21 protein-coding genes and 4 pseudogenes are annotated in these 20889 nt (G+C 57.9%); 18 read left to right on the forward strand and 7 right to left on the reverse strand.

What is annotated here, in order from left to right; all coding sequences use genetic code 11:
- From EN807_RS31435 to istB, 16 genes and pseudogenes are all read left to right on the forward strand, one after another.
- Positions 1-269, forward strand: a 269-nt coding sequence (locus EN807_RS31435) for a transposase (protein ID WP_189522641.1), incomplete at its 5' end; no start/stop codon positions are given.
- A 91-nt stretch (positions 270-360) separates the two neighbouring features.
- Positions 361-818 (forward strand): annotated as a pseudogene (locus tag EN807_RS31440) (transposase); the annotation flags it as partial.
- 382 nt (positions 819-1200) lie between these two features.
- A complete protein-coding gene (locus tag EN807_RS31445) occupies positions 1201-2784 on the forward strand; it encodes an ABC transporter substrate-binding protein (protein ID WP_135937847.1) in 1584 nt (527 codons plus the stop codon).
- A gap of 29 nt (positions 2785-2813) precedes the next feature.
- Positions 2814-3752 (forward strand): ABC transporter permease, encoded by a 939-nt coding sequence (locus EN807_RS31450; protein ID WP_135937848.1) that lies wholly within the window; start codon positions 2814-2816, stop codon positions 3750-3752.
- Between the two features lie 2 nt (positions 3753-3754).
- The gene (locus tag EN807_RS31455) at positions 3755-4645 is read left to right on the forward strand and encodes an ABC transporter permease (protein WP_135937849.1); all 891 of its coding nucleotides are present in this window, start codon (positions 3755-3757) and stop codon (positions 4643-4645) included.
- Positions 4642-5658, forward strand: coding sequence for an ABC transporter ATP-binding protein (locus EN807_RS31460; protein WP_135937850.1), 1017 nt, complete (start codon positions 4642-4644; stop codon positions 5656-5658). Before EN807_RS31455 ends, EN807_RS31460 begins: the two co-directional genes overlap by 4 nt.
- A complete protein-coding gene (locus EN807_RS31465; RefSeq protein WP_135937851.1) occupies positions 5655-6689 on the forward strand; it encodes an ABC transporter ATP-binding protein in 1035 nt (344 codons plus the stop codon). The genes EN807_RS31460 and EN807_RS31465 overlap by 4 nt, the downstream gene beginning before the upstream one ends.
- Before the next feature lie 231 nt (positions 6690-6920).
- The gene (locus EN807_RS31470; protein ID WP_135937852.1) at positions 6921-7211 is read left to right on the forward strand and encodes a CocE/NonD family hydrolase; all 291 of its coding nucleotides are present in this window, start codon (positions 6921-6923) and stop codon (positions 7209-7211) included.
- A complete protein-coding gene (locus EN807_RS31475; protein ID WP_135937853.1) occupies positions 7208-7540 on the forward strand; it encodes a CocE/NonD family hydrolase in 333 nt (110 codons plus the stop codon). The genes EN807_RS31470 and EN807_RS31475 overlap by 4 nt, the downstream gene beginning before the upstream one ends.
- A complete protein-coding gene (locus EN807_RS37540) occupies positions 7464-7694 on the forward strand; it encodes a CocE/NonD family hydrolase (protein ID WP_348640282.1) in 231 nt (76 codons plus the stop codon). Before EN807_RS31475 ends, EN807_RS37540 begins: the two co-directional genes overlap by 77 nt.
- A gap of 16 nt (positions 7695-7710) precedes the next feature.
- Positions 7711-7872, forward strand: a complete 162-nt coding sequence (locus tag EN807_RS35875; RefSeq protein WP_189522643.1) for a hypothetical protein — start codon at positions 7711-7713, stop codon at positions 7870-7872.
- Between the two features lie 196 nt (positions 7873-8068).
- Complete coding sequence (locus tag EN807_RS31485) at positions 8069-8515, forward strand: transposase (RefSeq protein WP_246684479.1); 447 nt, start codon at positions 8069-8071, stop codon at positions 8513-8515.
- A 161-nt stretch (positions 8516-8676) separates the two neighbouring features.
- Positions 8677-8769 (forward strand): annotated as a pseudogene (locus EN807_RS37065) (IS3 family transposase); the annotation flags it as partial.
- Between the two features lie 2 nt (positions 8770-8771).
- Positions 8772-9422: an IS3 family transposase gene (locus EN807_RS31495; RefSeq protein ID WP_135937856.1), complete on the forward strand. Its 651-nt coding sequence runs from the start codon at positions 8772-8774 to the stop codon at positions 9420-9422.
- A 95-nt stretch (positions 9423-9517) separates the two neighbouring features.
- Positions 9518-11064: pseudogene (gene istA, locus EN807_RS31500) on the forward strand (IS21 family transposase).
- A 16-nt stretch (positions 11065-11080) separates the two neighbouring features.
- Positions 11081-11857, forward strand: a pseudogene (istB, locus tag EN807_RS31505) (IS21-like element helper ATPase IstB).
- 46 nt (positions 11858-11903) lie between these two features.
- Here istB and EN807_RS35880 read toward each other — a convergent pair.
- The 7 genes from EN807_RS35880 to EN807_RS31545 form a co-directional block, all read right to left on the reverse strand.
- Entirely contained in the window at positions 11904-12350 is a 447-nt protein-coding gene (locus EN807_RS35880; protein WP_189522645.1) for a transposase, read from the reverse strand.
- A gap of 820 nt (positions 12351-13170) precedes the next feature.
- The gene (locus EN807_RS31520) at positions 13171-14364 is read right to left on the reverse strand and encodes a Xaa-Pro peptidase family protein (protein ID WP_135937857.1); all 1194 of its coding nucleotides are present in this window, start codon (positions 14362-14364) and stop codon (positions 13171-13173) included.
- Positions 14365-14643: 279 nt separating this feature from the next.
- A complete protein-coding gene (locus EN807_RS37070) occupies positions 14644-15342 on the reverse strand; it encodes a hypothetical protein (protein ID WP_348640283.1) in 699 nt (232 codons plus the stop codon).
- Between the two features lie 209 nt (positions 15343-15551).
- Positions 15552-16295, reverse strand: a complete 744-nt coding sequence (locus EN807_RS31530) for an amino acid ABC transporter ATP-binding protein (RefSeq protein ID WP_135937864.1) — start codon at positions 16293-16295, stop codon at positions 15552-15554.
- A 119-nt stretch (positions 16296-16414) separates the two neighbouring features.
- Positions 16415-17389, reverse strand: a complete 975-nt coding sequence (locus EN807_RS31535) for an amino acid ABC transporter permease (RefSeq protein ID WP_135937858.1) — start codon at positions 17387-17389, stop codon at positions 16415-16417.
- Positions 17390-17451: 62 nt separating this feature from the next.
- On the reverse strand, positions 17452-18279 hold the full coding sequence (locus EN807_RS31540) for a transporter substrate-binding domain-containing protein (protein WP_135937859.1): 828 nt from the start codon (positions 18277-18279) through the stop codon (positions 17452-17454).
- A gap of 304 nt (positions 18280-18583) precedes the next feature.
- The gene (locus EN807_RS31545; RefSeq protein ID WP_135937860.1) at positions 18584-18934 is read right to left on the reverse strand and encodes a hypothetical protein; all 351 of its coding nucleotides are present in this window, start codon (positions 18932-18934) and stop codon (positions 18584-18586) included.
- Between the two features lie 694 nt (positions 18935-19628).
- Between EN807_RS31545 and EN807_RS31550 the strand changes: the two genes are divergently transcribed.
- On the forward strand, positions 19629-20336 hold the full coding sequence (locus EN807_RS31550) for a class I SAM-dependent methyltransferase (RefSeq protein WP_135937861.1): 708 nt from the start codon (positions 19629-19631) through the stop codon (positions 20334-20336).
- 212 nt (positions 20337-20548) lie between these two features.
- Positions 20549-20889 (forward strand): 2-oxoglutarate and iron-dependent oxygenase domain-containing protein (locus EN807_RS31555; RefSeq protein ID WP_189522646.1); only part of this gene is annotated, 341 nt, incomplete at its 3' end.

The following is a 20889-nucleotide window of genomic DNA, read 5'->3' on the forward strand; positions in this document are numbered from 1 at the left end:
TGAGAGCGCGCCGGCGTCGAGAGCGATGGTCAGAGGAGGATCAATGTCTCTACCAACGCCACCGGTGGCGCTCGGAGGGCTTCCATGGCGAGGCGAAGAACTGGCACGGACTGGCCCGAGCGATCCGCCGGGGTCTCGCCAATATGAAGATCCAAGCCTATCTCACCGCAGCGGCGGTGAACCTGAAGCGGCTAGCTGCCGCTTTGTTTGACCGATTCCTGGGATTGTTGCTGTTGATGCACCCTCTGAACCTCGTTGACGAGACCTGACGAGACCTGACGAGGGCGTTCGGCAGTTCTGACACCAAGACCAGCGTTGTCTCGGAACAAATGTTGAAAAACCGGCTTTCTCAACAGCCCCCGCGTCCACTTCATGAGGAACGTGCTGGCGCATGCCGGCAAGAGCGGGCGCCGCGTCGTCTCGGCTTTCATCGCCACCGCCTTCGCCCAGGAGACGGCCGAGGCCGCAAGCACGCAATGGCGCGCCGTCGCCGACCAGATCCGGCCGAAGATGCCCAAGCTCGCAACCATCATGGACGACGTCGAGCCCGACGTGCTCGCCTACATGACCTTCCCGAAGGAACATCGTGCCAGCTGCATAGCACCAACCCGATCGAGCACCTCATCGGCGAGATCAAGCGCAGGACCGAGGTCGTCGGCATCTTCCCAAATGATGACGCCATCGTCCGTCTCGTCGGCGCCTTGCTGCTCGAACAGAACGATGAATGGGCCGTGCAGCGGGCCCGCTACATGACGCTTGAGACCATCAGCCAGATGAGCGATGATCCGCTTATCAGCCTGCCGGCAGTGGCGCGCTGATCAGTCCGGCCCATGCCGGAGAGCACGGCGTCCAAGCCGTCAGCTACACCACGCCAGTGGGCACGATCCGCAGTAGCGCATCGGCAGAAATGCAGGTCACCTCAAGCCATCTTCCGATTCACCGCCATCCCGTCGGAAATTTACCGTGTCCGAATGATACATTGTTGGGGGGTCCGAGTACGCCACTCTCGAATGGGAATGCGGAGCGTCCTCTTGGATCATTGACATAGAGCCAATCGGTTACACGACGCACGCCTTACTTCTCAAAAAACGGAAAAAAACTCACCTTGTTTTTGATATAGTGTGGACTACGACCAAAGAGCATGGTGCAGTCGATGCAGACAAGCGCCCTCTAAAAGCCAAGCAAAAGGGGAAATAGGTCATGCATAACATTACGCGCAACGTAAGCCGCCGAGCTGTTCTCAAAACTGGAGCCGCGATCGGCGGAGGCATCATAGCCTCCGGCATGCCGCTCTCAAGCGCGATCTGGGCCGCTGAGGGCAAGGTGCTAAGGGCGAGGGCCACCGCGGACATTAGGAGGCTCGACCCCGCCTACTATAGCGCATGGTGGGAAGTGAACGTGATGGGCTGCATTTATTCGAAGCTCATTCGGTACAAACCGGGCTCGGAATGGATCTGGGGATTGGAGGCGGCAGAAAAGGTTGAGCAGGTCGACCCCACGCATATCCGTTTTCGCCTCAAAAAAGGCATCATGTTCACGGGCGATTACGGCGAGATGACCGCGAAGGACGTCAAATTCTCCTTCGAGCGCATCATCAAGCACAATGCGCCGGCCGCTGTGGATTGGGGCCCACTCGATCGAGTCGAGATCGAAGATGACTACACAGGTGTTGTCGTTTACAAATCGCCTTTCGCACCGGCTTGGACCCTCGCCCTCCCGTATGGCGCCGGTCATATCGTTTCCCAGGATGCCGTAATGAAGGCATCCAAGGATGGGGGTGATTTTGGCACGAACCCGCCGGCGTTTTCCGGGCCCTATGTGGTGGCCGAATGGAAGCCAAACCAGCATCTTATCCTGACCCGGAATCCAGCTTGGTCGGGGCCAAAACCAGGTTTTGATGAAATCCGCGTTCTGACTATCAGCGATATTAAGGCAGCGGAACGAGCTTATCGGGCGGGCGACGTCGATTTCACCGACATCAGTTTGGATTCGCTTGCTGAATTCAAGGAAAATCCGCCTGCCGATACGAAGGTGGAGGAGCATCCGTCGCTTCGTTACATCTGGATTGGCATGAACATGGAAAACCCGAAGCTGAAGGACATCAATGTCCGCAAGGCGATCCAATGGGCGATCAATGTGCCGCAGATCCTGGATGCTGCCTACGCGGGCCAGGCTCAGGTGGCGACAGGCACCATTCCTCCAGGCGTCGTCGGGCATCGTGAGAAGGCGCTCGTTCCACCAGAAGGTGATCTGGCAAAGGCAAAGGAGTTCCTTGAGAAGGCCGGTGTAAGCGATCTGGCCGTGACAATCGATTGCACAAATGACAGCACCAACCGGACGATAGCCGAGGTGGTGCAGGCGCAATTGTCGCAGATCGGCATCACAGTCCAGATCAATGCCCAGGATTCTAACTCGTTTGATATGCTTGGCATGGAGTCCGAGGGCGATCGCTGGAAGGACTTGCAACTCTTTGTTTTGAGCTTCTCCAATCTACCGGACCCGGATTACGCGACGAGCAGTTTCCTTCAAAGTCAGGTAGGCACTTGGAACTGGCAGCGCTTCCGCAGTGATCGCTATGACGAGCTTTCCGCCAAGGGTGTCACCATCATCGACCCGATGGAGCGCGCGAAGGTCTATAACGAGATGCAGGACCTTTTAGAGGAGTCCGGTGCTTTCCGGTTCCTGACCCATGGGGCCTCGCCAGTTATGTTCCGCACCAGTCAAATGCAGGCGGCAACCCGTCCCGACGGGGTCCCGCTCTACGTCGATTTCAAGCCGGTTTAAGCTCGAGCGATGTGATCGGACCCGGAACTGTGTGGCTCTATCTTCTGAAACGCCTTGTCCTCGCGATCACAATTATTGTTATCGCGGTGACGCTTCTGTTCCTGATGATTCATGCTGTACCAGGCGATCCTGCCGTGGCTCTGCTCGGCCCGCGGGCGTCGCCCGAGATTAGGGCTGCGCTTCATGAGCAGATGGGATTGGACCAGCCACTCCTCGTGCAGGTCGCCGCCTATTTTGGCAGAGTGCTTCATGGCGATCTTGGTTTCGACCCATTCAGCCAGAGACCTGTTGCCGACATCGTCTTCGCGCAATTGCCCTATACGATCGAACTGATCCTTGTCTCAATCTCATGGGCGGTCGCGGTTGCCGTGCCGCTAGGCTGTTACTCGGCCGTGCGGCGCAATTCTGCGCTCGATCAAGTGGTTGGCATTATAGGGGTGGCGACAATCGCCATTCCTTCCTTCGTCATGGCAGTCTACGCACTGCTGGTCTTCGCAGTTGCGCTGCGCTGGCTGCCGGCGATTGGGCCTGGTGATGGCTTTGCGGATGGACTTGTTCATTTGATCCTGCCGAGCTTTGCCATCGGCATTGGCTGGGTCGGCTACATCTCCCGGCTGATGCGCGCGTCCATGCTCGAGGTACTCGGGGAAAATCACATACGTATGGCTCGCTCCTTCGGGATTTCGGAGTGGCGCATCATTGCGCGTTACGCACTGCCGCTTGCCATCCTGCCGACGGTTACCATCCTTGGCATGGGCATCGCTTGGCTGCTCTCGGCAGCGGTTTTCGTCGAGGTGGTCTTCGCGAGACCTGGCATAGGCGCGCTAATCGTGAACGCGGTCAGCACGCGTAACTATCCGATAGTTATGGGGGTCGTCGTCGTCACCACCTTCCTTATTGTAGTTGCAACAACGCTCTCTGATCTGGTGAATGCCAGCCTTGACCCACGAACCCGGGAAAAGCTCTAATCATGGCGAGTATTGAAATAATTGGAGAAGCGGAAGCAGGGCAAGGTCCCGGCGCCCTTCGCACCTTCCTGGGGCAATTTCGCAAAAACCGCCTGGGCATGCTCGGAGCAGTGCTTGTCATGCTCATAGCAGCAATTGCGATATTCGCTCCCTTGATTGTCACGCACGATCCGATTCAGATCATGGTCGGGCCACGTCTGGCTGCACCTTCAAGGAATTTTCTACTGGGTACGGACCAACTGGGCCGCGATACGTTTTCTCGCGTAGTTATGGGTGGCCGCATCCCGCTCTTCATTGCTTTCGCCTCCCTCGGCATTGCGCTGGCGGTCGGCGTCGTGCTTGGTCTCATCGCAGGCTTCGGGCCACGTTGGCTCGACAATTTGCTCCTGCTCATCTTCGATACCATCCGCTCCTTTCCCGGTATCATCTTTGCGCTAGCCATCATCGCGCTTCTGGGACCAAGTCTGGCCAGTCTGATTTTTGTCATCGCAATAGCGTCGGTGCCGATCTATGCGCGCGTTGTGCGCGCTCAGACCGAGGCGCTGCGTAGCAGTGAGTACATAGCCGCAGAGCGCAGCATGGGCGCAGGCACGACGCGCATCCTTGCCGTTCATGTACTGCCCAATGTGATCGGCCCGCTTCTCATCCTCGTGAGCATGGACGTGCCGGCCGTCATCGCCTGGGAAGCAGGTCTCAGCTTTCTGGGCATGGGTGTACGTCCACCAACGCCCGATTGGGGAGTTGTCCTCAACGATGGCTATAGCTACATCGATCAGACGCCTTGGTTGGTCATCGCCGGCGGCATTCCGATCGTCCTCTCTACCCTTGGCTTCACGTTTTTGGGCGAGGCGCTGCGGGACATATTCGATCCCAAATTGCGAAAAGACCTATGAGAGACGACGATCCGAGACCGAACCCGTCCGCCCGTCCACTTCTTGAGATCCGTGACCTAAATCTCGATTTCGGCACACCGCGTGGGCGCGTTCATGCCCTGCGCAATGTGTCGCTCGATGTGCCAGCCGGACAGGTGGTTGGTATCGTGGGGGAAAGTGGATCCGGGAAGTCGACGCTCGCCTATACGGTGATGGGCCTGCTTCCAGAAAATGCAGTTGTCACTCGTGGCAGCGTCCTGTTCGAAAGTAAAGACCTGCTCAAAATGCCTGTTTCAACGCGTCGGAGCCTGCTCGGCGATCGTCTCTCCATGATCTTTCAGGATCCGATTACCGCACTCAATCCGGTGCGGACTATCGAGAGCCAGATGATCGATATCCAGCACCACGAACAAGGAAACCGGAGTGAAAAGCGTGGTCGCGCCATCGACATGCTTCACCGGGTCGGAATTCCCGATCCGCAAAGCCGCATAGGTGCCTATCCCCATCACTTCTCTGGCGGCATGCGTCAGCGCGTTTGCATTGCCATGGCGCTGCTTGTGAAACCAGCGCTCCTCGTCGCCGACGAGCCAACCACCGCGCTTGATGCAACCCTGGAAGTGCAGATCATTCATTTGCTCAAGGATCTGCAAAAGGAGATCGGCTGCTCGATTCTGTTCGTCTCCCACCACCTCGGAGCGGTGGCTGAGTTGTGTGACCGGGTCGCCGTCATGTATGCGGGCGAAGTGGTGGAGCAGGGCGCCGTTCGGGACATCTTCCACAATCCTGCTCACCCCTACACGCGCGCGCTGCTTGAGTGCGATCCCGGGCGGATCAAGAAAAGCACGCGCACTTTGCCGACTATTCCCGGCGAGGTGCCGGGTCTCCTCGGCAGCAGGACGGGATGCATCTTTTGCACACGTTGCCGACATGCGTCCAACCGCTGTGTGCAAGAGAACCCGGTCGAGTACCGCATCGGCTTGGACCATGTCGCCCGATGCCATCTCCTCGACAAAGAACAGCTGGTTTCGGCATGAGCGCGCTGCTTCGGGTTGAGAACCTGCAGGTCCGCTTCCGCACCATGGGTCCGCTGAAGGCGTTCGCCACCGGGACGAAGGCGCCTTTCATCGACGCAGTGTGCGGTGTCTCGTTTCAAATCCGCAAGGGCGAGACACTCGCCCTTGTCGGTGAAAGTGGCTCAGGCAAATCCACCATCGCGCGCACAATAATCGGCTTGCAGCGGGCTGTGAGCGGCAGCATCAGCTTCGACGGACAGGAAATTGAGGAACTCACCGGGGCCGAACGCAAGCCCTATTTGCGGCGCATGGCGATGATGTTCCAGGATCCCGTCGGATCACTCTCACCGAGGCTGACGGTGCGCTCGCTGCTGACAGAGCCGTTTCGGATCCATGGACTAAAGGATCGCGATGCCGGAGGCGAAGCCGAGCGCCTATTGCGCATGGTCGGCTTGCCTGCGGATTTCGCTCGCCGCTATCCCCATCAGCTTTCGGGAGGTCAGGCCAGGCGCGTGGGCATCGCGCGAGCCCTTGCGCTCAAACCCGATTTGATCATCGCCGATGAGCCGACCGCAGGCCTCGATGTCTCGGTGCAGGGCGAGGTGCTAAACCTGCTCGCGCGGCTCCAGGACGAACTTGGCATGGCGATCCTGATCATCTCGCACAATCTCAATGTGGTGCGCCACATGACCGATCGCATGGCAATCATGTATCTAGGCCGCTTTATTGAGATCGGCTCGACCGAGCGCGTCTTTGAGCACCCGCGTCATCCTTACACGGAGGCGCTGCTTGCGGCAAATCCGGAGCCCGACCCGGATGCTGTTCTGAACAGGATCGAACTCAAGGGCGAAGTGCCGAGCCTGATGAGGCGGCCATCCGGCTGCGAGTTCCACACCCGTTGTCATTACGCGCAGGATATTTGCGGCCGCGTCTTCCCCGAACCGTCAGCAAGCCCGGATGATACGGAGCACAGCTTCAGATGCCATTTCCCACTGGAGCGCTGGCCAGCAGAAAAGTCGGCACACCGACAGGCCGTTGTGAGATCGACATGAAGGAGGGCGACTCACTCTATTCGACCCCGCGATCGGTTGTATGGGGCTTTTGACGGGAGCGGGGTATTTCAAATGAGCGTTACAGAAGAACGATGATGGCTCGGTAATTCACACGGTTCCTCAAGATGTGAACGCGGCGCTTCTGGCTGGCAACAATGCTGGGCCATTTTTAGCCCCACGACGGTTAGCGCCCGAACCCCAGGGGCCGGAGTACGAACGGGTCCACGCGAAGTGCGTGAAATCGAGAACATCTGGATTCCGATGTCCGACGGCACCAAGATAGCGGCGCGCATGTGGCTACCGGAAGATGCCGAGAGCAATCCGGTGCCAGTGCTGATGGATTACATCACTTACCGGAAGCGTGACAGTGCGCTTTTTTATCACGAGACCATATACCCCTACTTGGCTTCCTATGGATATGCTTTTGTGCGGCCGGACATTCAGGGATCGGGGATCGGGGATTCCGAGTACTGCCGCTGGACGAGTATGTCAAACAAGAGCAGGACGACGGCGTCGAGATGATCGCGTGGCTCGCCAGGCAGTCTTGGTGTACCGGCAAGGTGGGTACGTTCGGGTACTCCTGGGGCGGCTACGGTGCACTGCAGGTGGCTGCCCGCCGTCCCCCTGAGCTCAAGGCGATCATCACGGTTTGCTCGACTGAGGACCGCTATGCCGAAAAGCCCTACCATAACCGGATTGGTCGGCGAGGACATGTTGGGAGTTGGATGGGGTGTCCATTATCCTGCTTATCGTTGCCGTCCTCCCGATCCAGCAATTGTTGGGGACCGCTGGCGCGATATGCGGATGGAGCGTCTCAAGAACGTGGACTACTACCCCTTGAACTGGCTTAGCCACCAGCACCGCGACGCATACTGGAAGCATGCGTCAATCAATAAGGGCTGTGGAAATTACGGTGCCATTCAATGCCCGGTCTATGCGGTGGGTGGCTGGTTCGATGCGTATCGCCGCACGGTTGCGCGCATGCCAACCTCAATGTCCGCGTAAGGAACTTGTCGGCCCCTTGGGTCACGAATATCCGAACTACAGCGATCGGGGTCCCGGCCCGGCGATAGACTGGCTCGCCAAGTCGCTGCACTGCTGGGATCACTGGCTCAAGGATATCGATACCGGCATCATGGGACGAGCCGATGTATCGGGTATGGATGCAAGAAAGAGCCGGTGATGCGCGGTGTGCACCAGATTCCCGGCTGGTGGGTGGGCGAAGCCTTCCTCGCGCATCAAGCCGCGCAAACTCTATCTCACCAACGACGGACTGGATGCGTGTTTCAGTAAGTCCCGGACACCTTTTCCGGTAAGTCCCGGACACCGTTGGAGTGCACCCCTCGACTGAGACAAATAAACAGGGGACAGTTTCTGGATTGCAGGAACTGGAAATGGTTGGAAGAAAGCCGAGATTTAGCGAACAAGAGAAGCTCTCCATGCTCTTGCGGATGCGAAACGGGGAGAACGTCAGCCGATTAGCTGATGAACTGGGTATTCACCGCCAACGCTTATATGCCTGGCGTGAGCAGCTGCGGACGTGTGGCAATCTAATGCCGAGCCGCCCGGGGCGCCCAAAGAAGCGGCCTCCCGAGGCACCGCCAGATCGGCAAGCCTTGGCGGCAGGTTTTGCACTGTCGGCTGAACAGCGTCGTGCCGATGCATTGGCGAAAGCCCGCCGCCGCATTGTCGAACTTGAACGCAAGATTGGGCAGCAACAGGTTGAACTTGATTTTTTTCAAGAAGCCTTGCGGCATGTCAGGGGCAATCAACAGCAGAAAGACGCACCTGGCGGTGCAGCGTCTTCGAGGTCATTCAAAAAATGACAGCCCATGTGCCGCAAGGGTCTCCAGGAATTGAACAGATGTGCCGTCTCGCCGGCGTCAGCAGGGCTGGATACTACCGGCACTGGCGGCAGTCGGCGCCGCGGCAGGAAGAAACTGGTCTGCGAGATGTCATTCAAAGGCTGGCCTTGGCCAACCGGCACTATGGCTATCGCCGGATCGGCGCCCTTCTTGGCCGCGAGGGTTGGCAGGTAAATCACAAACGTGTGTTGCGGGTAATGGGGGAGGATAATCTCTTATGCTTGCGCACTCGGCCATTCGTGCCGCGCACTACAGATTCCCGGCACAGCTGGCGGGTGGTGCCGAACCTTGCCCGAGGCATGGAACTGACAGGCGTCAACCAGCTTTGGGTTCCGACATCACGTATTTGCACCTTGCCGAGCAGTTCGCCTATCTGGCGGTTGTGCTCGATGCATTCAGTCGCAAGGTCATCGGATGGGCGCTCGAACTCCACTTGCGGGCCAGCCTTGCTGTCGATGCCCTAAAAATGGCGATCTCCGCACGTGTTCCGGTTCCCGGCAGTTTGATCCATCATTCCGACAGGGGCGTTCAATACGCTTGCACCAGCTATTCTGATATCCTCCATGGGCATGGGATCCAGCCGAGCATGAGCCGGGTGGGGAACCCTTATGATAACGCACGCGCGGAAAGCTTCATGAAAACCTTGAAGCAGGAAGAAGTCGCAGGATTGGCCTATCGCGATGCACCCGATGCGCGGCGACGTATCGCGAGCTTCATTGAAGATGTCTACAATCGGCAACGACTGCATTCAGCACTCGACTATCTCACCCCAGAGGAATACGAAAAGACCTTGTCGACACCGTCGGAAAATGCCGCATTTGAACTCACGAGCAGGGAATTGTCTCGCAATTTCTCTGTCTCACGATAGGGGTGCACTTCAGTTTCCGGGGTGGATTTGACGGTCGGTTCTCGGCTGCGCCGTTCTGGCATTTTGGCTCTCTCATCATCGAACCGAGAGAGCCCATGCCAAGACGGAAGCAAGCGAGACGAACGAGCGTGAGGGATATCCGGACGATCCTGCGCCTGACCCATGAACAGGGTCTTTCGGTGCGCGAGGTGGCAGAGCGACTGAAGATCGGCAAGACCTCGGTTTCGACCTATTTACTGCGGGCGCGGGAGGCGGGGCTGTCGTGCTGGCCCCTGCCTGCGGGCTTTGACGACGATGCGGCACTGGAACAGCGTCTGTTTCACCGAATGGGCCGTCCGCCGCAGGATCTGAGCGAGCCGGATTGGGCGTGGGTCGCCCGGGAGCTGAAGCGCGAAGGGGTGACGCTGACGCTTCTGTGGCAGGAATATCGCGCCGCCCATCCGGACGGCTACGGCTTCACCTGGTTCTGCGGTTTGCCGCCTTCCGGCAGCGGACGAGCGCCGTGTTCCGCAACCGGCATGCGGCTGGCGCGGTGATGCAGACCGACTATGCCGGGCAAACGGTGCCGGTGATCGATCCGGCGACCGGCGTCATTCACGCCGCCCAGATCTTCGTCGCGGTGCTGGGCGCCTCCAACCTGACCTTCGCCTTTGCCAGCTTCAGCCAGAGGCTGCCGGACTGGATCGACGGCCAGGTGCGGGCGCTCAGCTTCTTGGGCGGGATCACCAAGGCGATCGTCTGCGACAATTTGAAGGCCGGGGTCGCCAAGGGGCTGTGGTTCGAGCCGACGCTGAACGCGACCTTTGCCGCCATGGCCGAGCATTACGACACCACCATCCTGCCGACCCGCAGCCGCAAGCCGCGCGACAAGGCCAAGGTCGAGGGCGCGGTGCTGATCGTCGAACGTTGGATTCTCGCCCGGCTCAGGAACCGGTCCTTCTTCTCGATCGCCGAGCTCAACACGGCGATCGCGGAGCTGCTCGAGGAGCTAAACAACCGGCCGATGCGCCATGTCGGCAAAAGTCGCCGCGAACTGTTCGAGGAGATCGAGCGGGCGGCCTTGAGGCCGCTGCCGGCGACGCCGTTCGAATACGCGGAATGGAAGACGGCCAAGGTGCATCCCGACTACCATGTCGCGGTCGACAAGACCTTCTACTCGGTGCCGCATCGGCTGATCGGCCGCACCGTCCAGGTGCGGCTTACCCACCGGGTCGTCGAGATCTTCCACGATCACCAGCGCGTCGCCAGCCATGTCCGCCGCTCGCAGCGCTCCGGCCATGTCACCGTCAACACCCACATGCCCAAGGCCCATCGGCGCTACGCCAACACCACGCCGGCCAGCCTGATCAGCAGGGCGGCCAGGATCGGCCCCAACGCCGCCATCCTGGTCGAGCGCATGATGCGCGACCGGCCGCATCCGGAACAGGGATACCGCGCGGCCATGGGCATCCTGTCGCTGGCGCCGCACTATGGGCCGGAGCGTCTCGATGCCGCTTGCGAGCGGGCGCTGCTGATCAACGCGATCGCCTACGCCTCCGTCACCGCCATCCTCAAAGCCGGCCTCGACCGGGCCAGCTCCGCAGAACCGGCAAAGCCGACACCCCAGCACGCCAACATCCGCGGCTCCACCTATTACCAGTGAAGGAAAGGAAGAAAGAATGCTGACGAACCCCACCCTCGACCAGATGCAGGCCCTCGGTCTCGCCGGCATGGCTGCCGCCTGGCGCGAACTGGCCGAACGCAACAACGCCAACGAGCTCAGCCGTGACGAGTGGCTCGGCCTGATGCTCGACCGCGAGGTCGCCATGCGCGCCGACAAGCGCGTCCGGAACCGGCTCGCCTCAGCCAGGCTGCGCTTTCCCGAAGCCTGCATCGAGGACATCGACTTTGCCGCGCCGCGCGGACTCGACCGGCGCAGTACCATGGCGCTCGCCCAGGGCGAATGGCTGAAAGCGCATGACAACCTGATCGTCACCGGCCAGACCGGAACCGGCAAGTCGTGGCTGGCCTGCGCCTTCGGCCGGCAAGCGGCACGGCTCGATATTCCGTGCTCTATGTGCGCGTGCCGCGCCTGTTCGAGGATTTGGCGCTCGCTCGTCTCGATGGCCGCTTCCCACGCCTCATCGACAAACTCACCCGCGCGCAACTGCTCATCCTCGATGACTTCGGAACCCACAGCCTCACCGACCAACAGCGCTTCCATCTGTTCGAAATCATCGAGGAACGCTATCGCCGCAAATCCACCCTGATCACCGCCCAGGTCCCGGTGGCCAGATGGCATGACCTGAGTTGCAGACCCCACGGTCGCCGACGCCATTCTCGACAGGATCATTCACAACGCTCACCGCATCAGCCTTGAGGGCGACAGCATGCGCAAGCAACAAGCAGCGCCCCTCTTGACCGGCGCCAAAAACGGCGAAATCAATCACCCATGAACGCAACAAGGCACCCGAGGACCAACGTCGTCAAACTGTCCGGCACTTAGTGAAGCAACTGTCCGCGACTTAGCGGAATCGTTGTCCGGTATTTGCGAAATGCGCAGACTGGAGAGCAATGCCGGGGCTGAAACAGCACGAACAACGGCGCCCCGGCTGGATGGTGAGGCGCATCAAGGATGCGCCGACTGATCAGCGCAGACGACGCTCGCTCGCTGACCTTCGATTCCGAGCCGAAGAGTTCGCAGAAGCGACTGTAGCCATATCCTTCGGGATGCGACCCACGATACTCCTCCCAGAGGATAAGCAGGGTGACGCCGGGCTTCTTGAGCTCGACTGCAAGATCGCCCCAGTTCGGTTCTGTGCGTCTTCTCGTGCCCTGTTTGACGCCGTTGCGAGTGAAGAGTTTGTTCTCGAGCGCATCGTCGGTCAGTTCGCCCGGCAAGGGCCAGGTCAATCCAACCGCGGCTGCGCGCTGCAGATCATCCTGCACCGTACTGCGCGCTATTCCCAACAGGACGGCAATCTCGCGGGAGCTCGTCCCGCTTCCGGCAAGCCGCTACATTTGTCGTAACTGTCTCATGGTCAACCTTCTCTTTGCCGGCATCACAATCTCCCGTGTTTCAAACGACAAGTCGACGCGCATCGCGGTTCTGCATTTCTCCCACGAGACCGTTACCTTCCTCCCGAATGACACGACGGGGATCGCCGGCGGGCGGCGAACAGCTGCTGCAGAGCGACCCCACGGGCGGCTTCGTTAAGGTCGCGAGGGAACATTGCGGCGTTGAACTGGTAGCCATCGAATCCTCGCTTTTTCCCGAGACCGGGACCGGATCGGGCTGGATTGTACGCGACGCTTACGTGCATTTCGCCACCTGGATGGTGGCGGAACCGACAGAAAAGACGGAAGGTGGTCTGATTTCCCGGCCATTTCTGACTCCTAAGAATTTTCAAGGTTGCAAAAACCAAGCGCACGAGCCATCGTTTAGCCACAGAAGGCTGCAGTTTGAACCTTCCTTCAGCCCTCCCGGCGCGTGGTCCGCTTCACCCGCGCGAGGCTGATATGCCAATAATCGTGGTTGAGCAGCCAGTGAATGCGCCGTTAGAGAGACTCCAGCCGAAAATCCAGGCGAATAATTGTCCGGAGTCAGTAAATCGCCTTCTGACCGACCTCTAGAGACCAAGCGCTGCGTCGATCAGTACCGGCCAAGCACCGCGCAAGCACGGCGCTCAAGAGCTTCGGTTCAGTTCGATGATGATATGATCGACACAGCGCCTAGAGACTGTCGGACATTTTGTGCGCGAGGCCCTGTTCAGTGCTTAACTATAAGCTTCCGGTCGAAGTTCGTCAGCAAATCAACGCCAGTCTTTGTGACTAGAACTGTTTCGCTCAGTTCATAGTGAGGGTCGCCCTTGTTTGTACCATCGCCTAGGAACATTCCGCAAATGATATGAAAACACATTCCTTCCCGGATCTCGTCTTCTCTGCCGGACTCCAAGCTCAGTGTGTGCTCGCGCCAAGAGGGCGGATAGCTGAGACCAAGCGAGTATCCGATGCGGGAGTTCTTTTTGAAGCCGCCCCGTGCCAACACGCCTTGCCATGCAGCCCAGACATCGTGACACGTCACTCCGGGCTTCATAGCCGCCATGGCTGCCTCAAGGCCCTCTTGAACAGTGTCAGCCAATCGAGCCAAACTGGCGCTTGGTTCGCCCACACTGAACGTACGTGCAAGCGCACCATGGTAGCGTAAGTAGCATCCTGCAAGTTCGAGCGCTGTGATGCTGCCATTTCGGATGGTGTCGTCTGTCCAGGAAGAATGGGGAAGACCGGCATGCTCGCCTGTAACAATAAAAGGAATTGAACTTGGGCAGGCACCGCCGAACTCTCCGACCCCTTGTGCCTGTGCCTGCATAATCCGTCCCGCTAGTTCATTCTCGCGAATGCCTACCTTAAGGCTGTCATGTGCGACACCCATGACTTTGGCGACTATCTGTCCTGCAATGCGCATAAATTCAATCTCGCGCGGACTTTTTATCACTCTGAGCCAATTAACGAGAACGCCGACGTCGACTAACTGGGCATCGGGAAGGCACTCCTGCAAAGTTAGAAAACCCTGAGGACTGAAGTAGTAAGAATTGCCCTCATAGCCGATCCGGCCTTTGTTCCATCCCCGTCTTTTGATTTCATCTGCGACAGCATGCATAGCATGATCGGGAACATTGTCCGCATACTTGTCAGCATAACCAATAATATTACCACTTGAGAGCCAAGTTGTGTTTTCAGCGCTGCCACGATCGATACCACGGCCCATCCATACAGGTTCAAGGTCTTCGCTCGACACCAGCAAAGCCTGCGGATTCTGAAAGCTCATTGCGTCATATCCGGAGATATAGTTATAGTTCGAAGGGTTCGTCACAACAACCAGCGACAACCCACTTTCATTCATCTTCTGCCGAAGTCTTGCTAGACGTTCTTGATATTCAAACTTCGCAAAGGCGTGAGACATATAGACTCCTTATTGATTAGACTTATCTTGTCAAAGCGTGATGCTAAGGTCAGTATGGAGTTGCATCCGAGACAGTTCTGCAAAGCTTGCTGTTCGGAATAGCGAAATACTTCTTTTGGCGGCACCTCCTCTTCTACTACCATCTTTCATGTACGCGCGAGGCGTCCGCGCCTCACCTGATCGGTTGATTTTACGTGGTCACGTGGGCCAGGCCTCTGCTGAGTGAGCACGAAAGTAGATCTTGTAGTTGCGCGGTAGTAGCGCTGCCACCTGTGCACCCTATGCAATAGACGCGAATGTCATCCGGCAAAGGGTCGCGATGTCGTATACCGGTAGCCCTGTCATCTGGCGTATCACCGGTGCCACGACTGGAAAGCCTGCGCATTCGAAAAGAACCGCTGCAGTCTCTGGATGAGCGGCGCGGAGCCGCGCGACGCAGGCGGTAACGTCCGCCTCAATATCAGCGACATCGGTCGGTATTGAGGGAAGCTTCATTTCGTTTTGCCACAGCTTGCCCCCTTCGATGCCGCCGAGAACCACCCTCCCCCGTATGGCTGTATCGGCACCACCGAACAGATCTTCGCTGCATTGCGTCGAGTCGGCGGTCACGATTGCAAGCTTGGCGGGCGGCGCGAGCTGGCGGAGGAGCATGGGGACCATAAGCAAAGCTGACATCACGACGGGAACTTTCACTGACGCGGCCACCGCTGCCTGATGCCGAATAAAGAAGCCGCAGTTTGAGCTTATTGCCACCGCACCTTGCTCGACCAAACGGCGCGCAGCGTCGATACAAACTGGCTCAAGCGTCGGGTCGCCGCGGATAACATTTTCCGCATAAGCTCCGTCGACGGTTTCATAGGAGGTCGGGAAGTCGAAGGTGTCGGGATTTCGCATCGGTGCGTGCGCCACCGTCGGCGGAGCGGCATTGGGCGGCTGCCCTCGGTCAAGAAGTAGAATGCCTAATGAACGCGGCTTCACGTATTGCAATTTGGAACTCCTTAAAAGATCTGTCTCACCCATTGTAGACCTTGGGGCAGCTAGTGCCTCGAATGGCAGCAGCGTGGCGCTCCAGCACAGCCCGTCGTCGAATCCGCAGCCCTAGACAAGGCGCAGGGATCTCCAAGGCAAGGGGGGACGATGCCGCAGTGCTCTAATACCTCATATCGATCGCGCCATCTGTGATGCCCTCAATGCTTCAAGATCTGGCTAAGGAAGAGCTTTGTTCTGTTGTGCTGAGGGTTGGTGAAGAAGTCGATGGGGGCACCTTCTTCGACGATCCGGCCCGCGTCCATGAAGACGACCCGGTCTGCCACGGCACGGGCAAAGCCCATCTCATGTGTGACGCAAACCATGGTCATGCCGTCCCGTGCGAGACCAGTCATTGTCTCGAGCACTTCAGAGACCATTTCCGGATCTAGCGAGGAGGTCGGCTCGTCGAAGAGCATGACGGCAGGTTCCATGCACAGAGACCGGGCGATTGCCACGCGCTGCTGCTGTCCGCCGGAGAGCTGAGCCGGGTATTTGTTCGCTTGCTCCGGTATGCGCACGCGCTCCAGGAACTTCAACGCGATCTTTTTTGCCTGCGTCTCGGGCAAGCCCTTGACCCACATCGGGGCGGCCATGCAGTTCATCAGCACGGTCATGTGTGGAAACAGATTGAAATGCTGAAACACCATGCCAACGTCCTTACGAACTTCAGCCAGGTCGCGCATTTTGTTGTGCAACCTGATCCCGTTGACGGTGATCTCACCCTCTTGGTGCGCCTCGAGCCGATTAAAGCAGCGGATCAGCGTCGACTTTCCTGATCCGGATGGGCCGCAGATAACGATGCGTTCGCCCTTACTTACGGTAAGGTTGACGTCGGTTAATGCTCTGAAGGTGCCATACCACTTCGAGACGTTGTTCGCTTCGATTATTTTGTTCGCGTTCATTGCCGCCCGTTTCTGGCTAGATGACTCCTGGGATGAAGGTGGCCGCGTGCTCAGCATACTTATCGCTCGCGAGGGATTGTCTCCATCAACGCCTTTCGCCTGACTTACGGTGACAGTGGTCATCGCACTTTGCTCCTTGCGAAGTGACGCTCAAGCCGAGATTGAGCCACCTCGAGGCACGCAGACATGACCCAATAGATAAGGGCGGCTGTTATCAGCATCTCCATGTGATGGAAGGTTGGCTGGCCGATTGTGCGAGCAAGAAACGTCAACTCCCAAACGCCTAGGACCGAGACGAGTGAACTGTCCTTCAACATTGCGATAAACGTGTTTCCCATGGGGGGAATAATGACCGGAAGGGCCTGCGGCAGGATGATCTTGCGCATCGTTAGGCCGAAGCCGAACCCCATGGATCGTGAAGCTTCCCATTGGCCGCGGTCGATGTTCTGGATACCAGCACGGAAAATTTCTGTCATGTAGGCGCCGACGCAAAGCGACAGCGCCAAGATGCCTGAAGGGACGGCATCGATCACAATGCCAAGTTGTGGTAGCCCGAGATAAATTAGGTAAATCTGGATGAGCAGCGGTAAACCGCGGAAAAATGACGTGTAAAAACTGGCGATTGCATAGGCGAAGCCGTTGCTGGAAAGCTTTGCAATCGCTGCAATTATCGCGATGATTGAGGCGAAAACCAGTGAGATCGCCGAGATATAGATCGTGGTAACTGCACCCTGAGCCATCAGGTACGGCAAATTCTCCCAGATGAAGGGCATGCTAAGGTTAAATGACTTGAAGAACGTAAGAAACAGAAGCAGCAGTTCGGACCACACGATGCCGATTTGCACCTTCAGCGAAACAAAACCGATCAGCACGATGTTGAGGCAGAGTAGGATCGCTATCACAAAGGCGGTCGCGAAGCGACCGTAAATCCCACTTTGTTGCGGGTCTCCGATGACCGGCCGCATGAGGTCGCCGAAGGTGGTTCCCGTAAGGTTGAAGATGAGAAAGATCGCGAGCACGAACGCGAAGATCAAGCCAACGAACCACGGTTTGTGGACGAGCACCTTGGATTCGACCGTGTCCTGATAAAGCATATGCAACCCTCGCAAAAATAGAGCGGCCAAGCTACCCCTCGGCCGCTACAATTTCGGGAACCCTACTTTTGGACGGAGCGGTCGATCCCGTACCACTTGATCATAATCTTGGAGAGCGAACCGTCTTTCTTCATGCTCTGGACAGCTTCCGCGATCTTGTCGCTGAACTCCTTGTCACCGCGCAGGATTGCAACAGAACACGGAAAGTTGACCACGGCGCCAAGCCCCTTCAGGGGATAGCCGGCCTTGATTGCATCATCCCCTATCTCACCGGTGCCGAGAACTGCATCGAGGCGCACACCGTCCCCGAGCCGGAGGTCGTCGAATGCGACATTGGTGCTTTGGTAGGTCTTCACCTCGCCCGGCTGGAATTTGTATGTTGGTTCAACGCCCACCAGTTCCAGCCTGTGATTGATATAATCATCTGCTGTGGTGCCCGAAGCAACGCCAATGACCTTGCCGTCGAGATCGGAAAGCTTTGTGGCCTTGCTGTCCTTGTGAACAAAAGCGCCGGTCCAACTATAGGCATACAAGCCCGGGAACTCGAATTGTTCTGCAGCGGCCTTGGTCATTGTCATCTCACCCATTGCGAGGTCCCAACGCCCTTGCCATTTGCCCGCGGCGATGACGTCCCAGCCTGGGGTCACAAATTTGACCTTCACGCCGAGATTTTTCCCGATGGCCTCCGCGACGTCGACATCGGAGCCAGCGAGTTCATGCTGGTCATTCAGCGACGCCATTTTCCCCCAGTCTGTTCCAATCGCCACGGTCAGTGTCTTGGTCTGGAGTACCCTGTCGAGCACCTCTCCGGCTTTGGCATTGGTCGAAAAAGCAACGGACGCAACTGTGATCGATGCGGAAGCTGTGATTAACGCTAAAAGCTTACTCATGTGATGTTCCCCTGTGTTTTTGGGCTTTGTTGTTGATGCGAGCCTATAGCCGCACGTGAGATGTGAATCAGAGCAGATCGGCCGATGTCGACTGAGATTTTTACGTCAGGTCGCGAACTTGGTGTGATCATTCGCTTTCTTTATTGGGCGGATGTTGACTGCTGTTCGTTTATTAGTGGAGAACCCGTCCCGCGGTCGTTTGTCGCCTGAACAGCTGCCTCTCTCGAAAGCTTCCGAGTTTAGGCCAGCGTCCAGACTGCTGAAGCGCGCGCCGAAGACCTGGACACCTGGCGCCAATCCATCTTCAGTGGCTCCACTGGAACCCTTGGGCTGAACAACAATCTCTTTTGTCATCCAGGCCGACATCTTTGATGCAATGCGCACTGCTCTCGATATCTTCACGAGCCGGCCCCTTGCGAAGATGCATGGTGCGCCAATCATATTTCGTTGACGGCGCGATGCGCCCATAAATTGAAGTTGCGGAAGCAATTTCCAAAGTTCGCTGCCATGGTCCGCCGCGACCCGTCGCTTGCCGCCAATCATTTTGAATCTCACTGCGCTCTTCGGGGAGTCTTTGATGATCTCTCGCACTCCGAAGACTTGCTGTTTTGTCCACGACGCGAACCGCTTCTTCTTCGGCGGAGCGACCTTCCATGTCTCTCCTCCCGAACGGCTCTCCTAGAGGGCGCCAAAACCGACTGATGGCGTTGTTTATTGAACGTTGTTCAAACACGCAGGCGCGAGTCTGTCCAGCATATTCTTGGATACTCCTGTTTTTAATTCCGAAAAATGAGCATCTTGCCTCCTCAAGGCCTTCGCCGAAACAATCTTGACCCTCCAGCGGGTTCCAAAGTCCAGTCTCAGCTGCGGTGAAAGGACCCTCATACCTGCATGATCGAACGCTCAGCGGCGCTCGAACCACACACGGCTCATCAACATCAATAGGATGGGCTTCTGTAACGGGCCTCGCGTTGTCAATCCCTTGTAACTTAACCGCCGGGTCTTGCTCCTGTCCCAGAGTCGCCGTCTTGAGGGTATGGGCCCGTGGCATTTCCATTCACAGACGACTTCTCCGGGCTGCCGTATGCCGGCAGAAAGGGTCGCCTGCCGTCGTGGATCGCCGGCGACGGTCAAGGTGCGGCATCCGACATTCTGTCAGGTCCGCGGCACAGTCTTGGTTATCCAAATTCCTATTTCGCCTCGGGCCAAATTGCTGAAAAAGGCCACAAAAGTGGTTCTTCGCCTCGCTCTTCCCAAATTGGCACGAGTTTTGATTCCCTGGTTGCGAGGCGGCAAAGGTGCCAACCGGCCCCCCGATGATCATTTGCCCCCAATAGGAAGGAACTGTCATGAACACCCTCGATCAGCAGACGGCACTGGAGCAAGCCGCACGAGAGCGCATCAAGGATTCCCACGCCCTCGACGGCGACGCCGGACGCTTGGCCAGCTTCTATCGCGCATGGGCCAACTCCTATGAGTTGGATGTCGGCCGCGACGGGTACTGCGGGCCGATGATCGTGGCGGAACTGGCAGGTGCTGTGCAGACGGCCTATTTGGACAGGCAGCGAGGTGCCATCGCAATCCTGGACGCTGGCTGCGGAACGGGCCTCGTCGGCGTGGAGCTGGAACGCCTCGGCTTCCGGTTGATCGACGGGATCGACCTCTCCGAGGAGATGGCCGAAAAGGCCCGGCAAACCCGCGTCTACCGGCATGTCCGAGGTGATGTCGACCTTAATAGGCCGCTCTCCGACTACTCCAGCGCGAGCTATGACATCACGGCCTGCTGCGGCGTCTTCACGCTCGGACATGTTCGACCGGAGGGGTTGCGCGAACTGGCTCGCGTCACGCGCCCTAACGGGTTCATCATCGCAAGTACCCGCAAGAGCTATGCGGATGCCACGGCTTTTGAAGACGAGGTGCGGCGTCTGCAGCATGCGGGCGTCCTAGTGCCAGCACAGCGTCTAAACGACGGCAGATACGTAGCAGAGGAGGCCGCGCACTACTGGGTTTTTCAGGTGCTCGAGAAAGCCAGCACACCAAGGGAGGAGCGGCCATGACCACGCTACTGCAAATCTTAATGGCGAAAATTATAATCAGTCCAACGCGACACGACGAGTGCGCGCGCATGGTTGCCAGGAGTTCGGGTTTATCTAGCGCGGCGCCGCGAACATCACACAAGCTATAAGGCTCTCGACGGTTCTTCGCGCCATAGTCAAACAAAAACCTGAAATCGTTGTGCCGATTCCCGTTGTCAAACATAGGTGTACTCATGTCTAAGGATTTCGTGGTTAGACTGGACGACAAGTTGCGCGCAAAACGCGAAAGCTTTGACCAAATCCCCGTGGTTGATATATCGCAGCTACTCGATGGCAGCAACAAACAGAACGTGGCCAAGGAGATAGGTTGGGCCTTGTCGAACGCTGGCTTCATGTATGTAAAGAACCACGGTATTCCTCAGGATCTTGTGGATTCGGTATTCGATATGAGCCGTCGGTTCTTTGATCTGCCCATGTCGGAGAAGATGACATTGCACGTTAGCAAATCCGATGTGGCCCTCCGCGGATACATTGAGCCGTTGGGGGAGAACACCGATCCGGGCAAAACGCAAGA

The sequence above is a fragment of the Mesorhizobium sp. M5C.F.Ca.ET.164.01.1.1 genome (assembly GCF_004792125.1).
GTDB lineage: Bacteria > Pseudomonadota > Alphaproteobacteria > Rhizobiales > Rhizobiaceae > Mesorhizobium > Mesorhizobium wenxiniae.

Bases quoted from the DNA above. Each gene is read 5' to 3' on its own strand.
- EN807_RS31540 (WP_135937859.1), bottom strand. From the start codon at position 18,279: ATGAGTAAGCTTTTAGCGTTAATCACAGCTTCCGCATCGATCACAGTT.
- EN807_RS31475 (WP_135937853.1), top strand. From the start codon at position 7,208: ATGATCGCGTGGCTCGCCAGGCAGTCTTGGTGTACCGGCAAGGTGGGT.
- EN807_RS31465 (WP_135937851.1), top strand. From the start codon at position 5,655: ATGAGCGCGCTGCTTCGGGTTGAGAACCTGCAGGTCCGCTTCCGCACC.
- EN807_RS31495 (WP_135937856.1), top strand. From the start codon at position 8,772: ATGCTTGCGCACTCGGCCATTCGTGCCGCGCACTACAGATTCCCGGCA.
- EN807_RS31455 (WP_135937849.1), top strand. From the start codon at position 3,755: ATGGCGAGTATTGAAATAATTGGAGAAGCGGAAGCAGGGCAAGGTCCC.
- EN807_RS31520 (WP_135937857.1), bottom strand. From the start codon at position 14,364: ATGTCTCACGCCTTTGCGAAGTTTGAATATCAAGAACGTCTAGCAAGA.
- EN807_RS31460 (WP_135937850.1), top strand. From the start codon at position 4,642: ATGAGAGACGACGATCCGAGACCGAACCCGTCCGCCCGTCCACTTCTT.
- EN807_RS31445 (WP_135937847.1), top strand. From the start codon at position 1,201: ATGCATAACATTACGCGCAACGTAAGCCGCCGAGCTGTTCTCAAAACT.
- EN807_RS31550 (WP_135937861.1), top strand. From the start codon at position 19,629: ATGAACACCCTCGATCAGCAGACGGCACTGGAGCAAGCCGCACGAGAG.
- EN807_RS31545 (WP_135937860.1), bottom strand. From the start codon at position 18,934: ATGGAAGGTCGCTCCGCCGAAGAAGAAGCGGTTCGCGTCGTGGACAAA.
- EN807_RS31535 (WP_135937858.1), bottom strand. From the start codon at position 17,389: ATGCTTTATCAGGACACGGTCGAATCCAAGGTGCTCGTCCACAAACCG.
- EN807_RS31530 (WP_135937864.1), bottom strand. From the start codon at position 16,295: ATGAACGCGAACAAAATAATCGAAGCGAACAACGTCTCGAAGTGGTAT.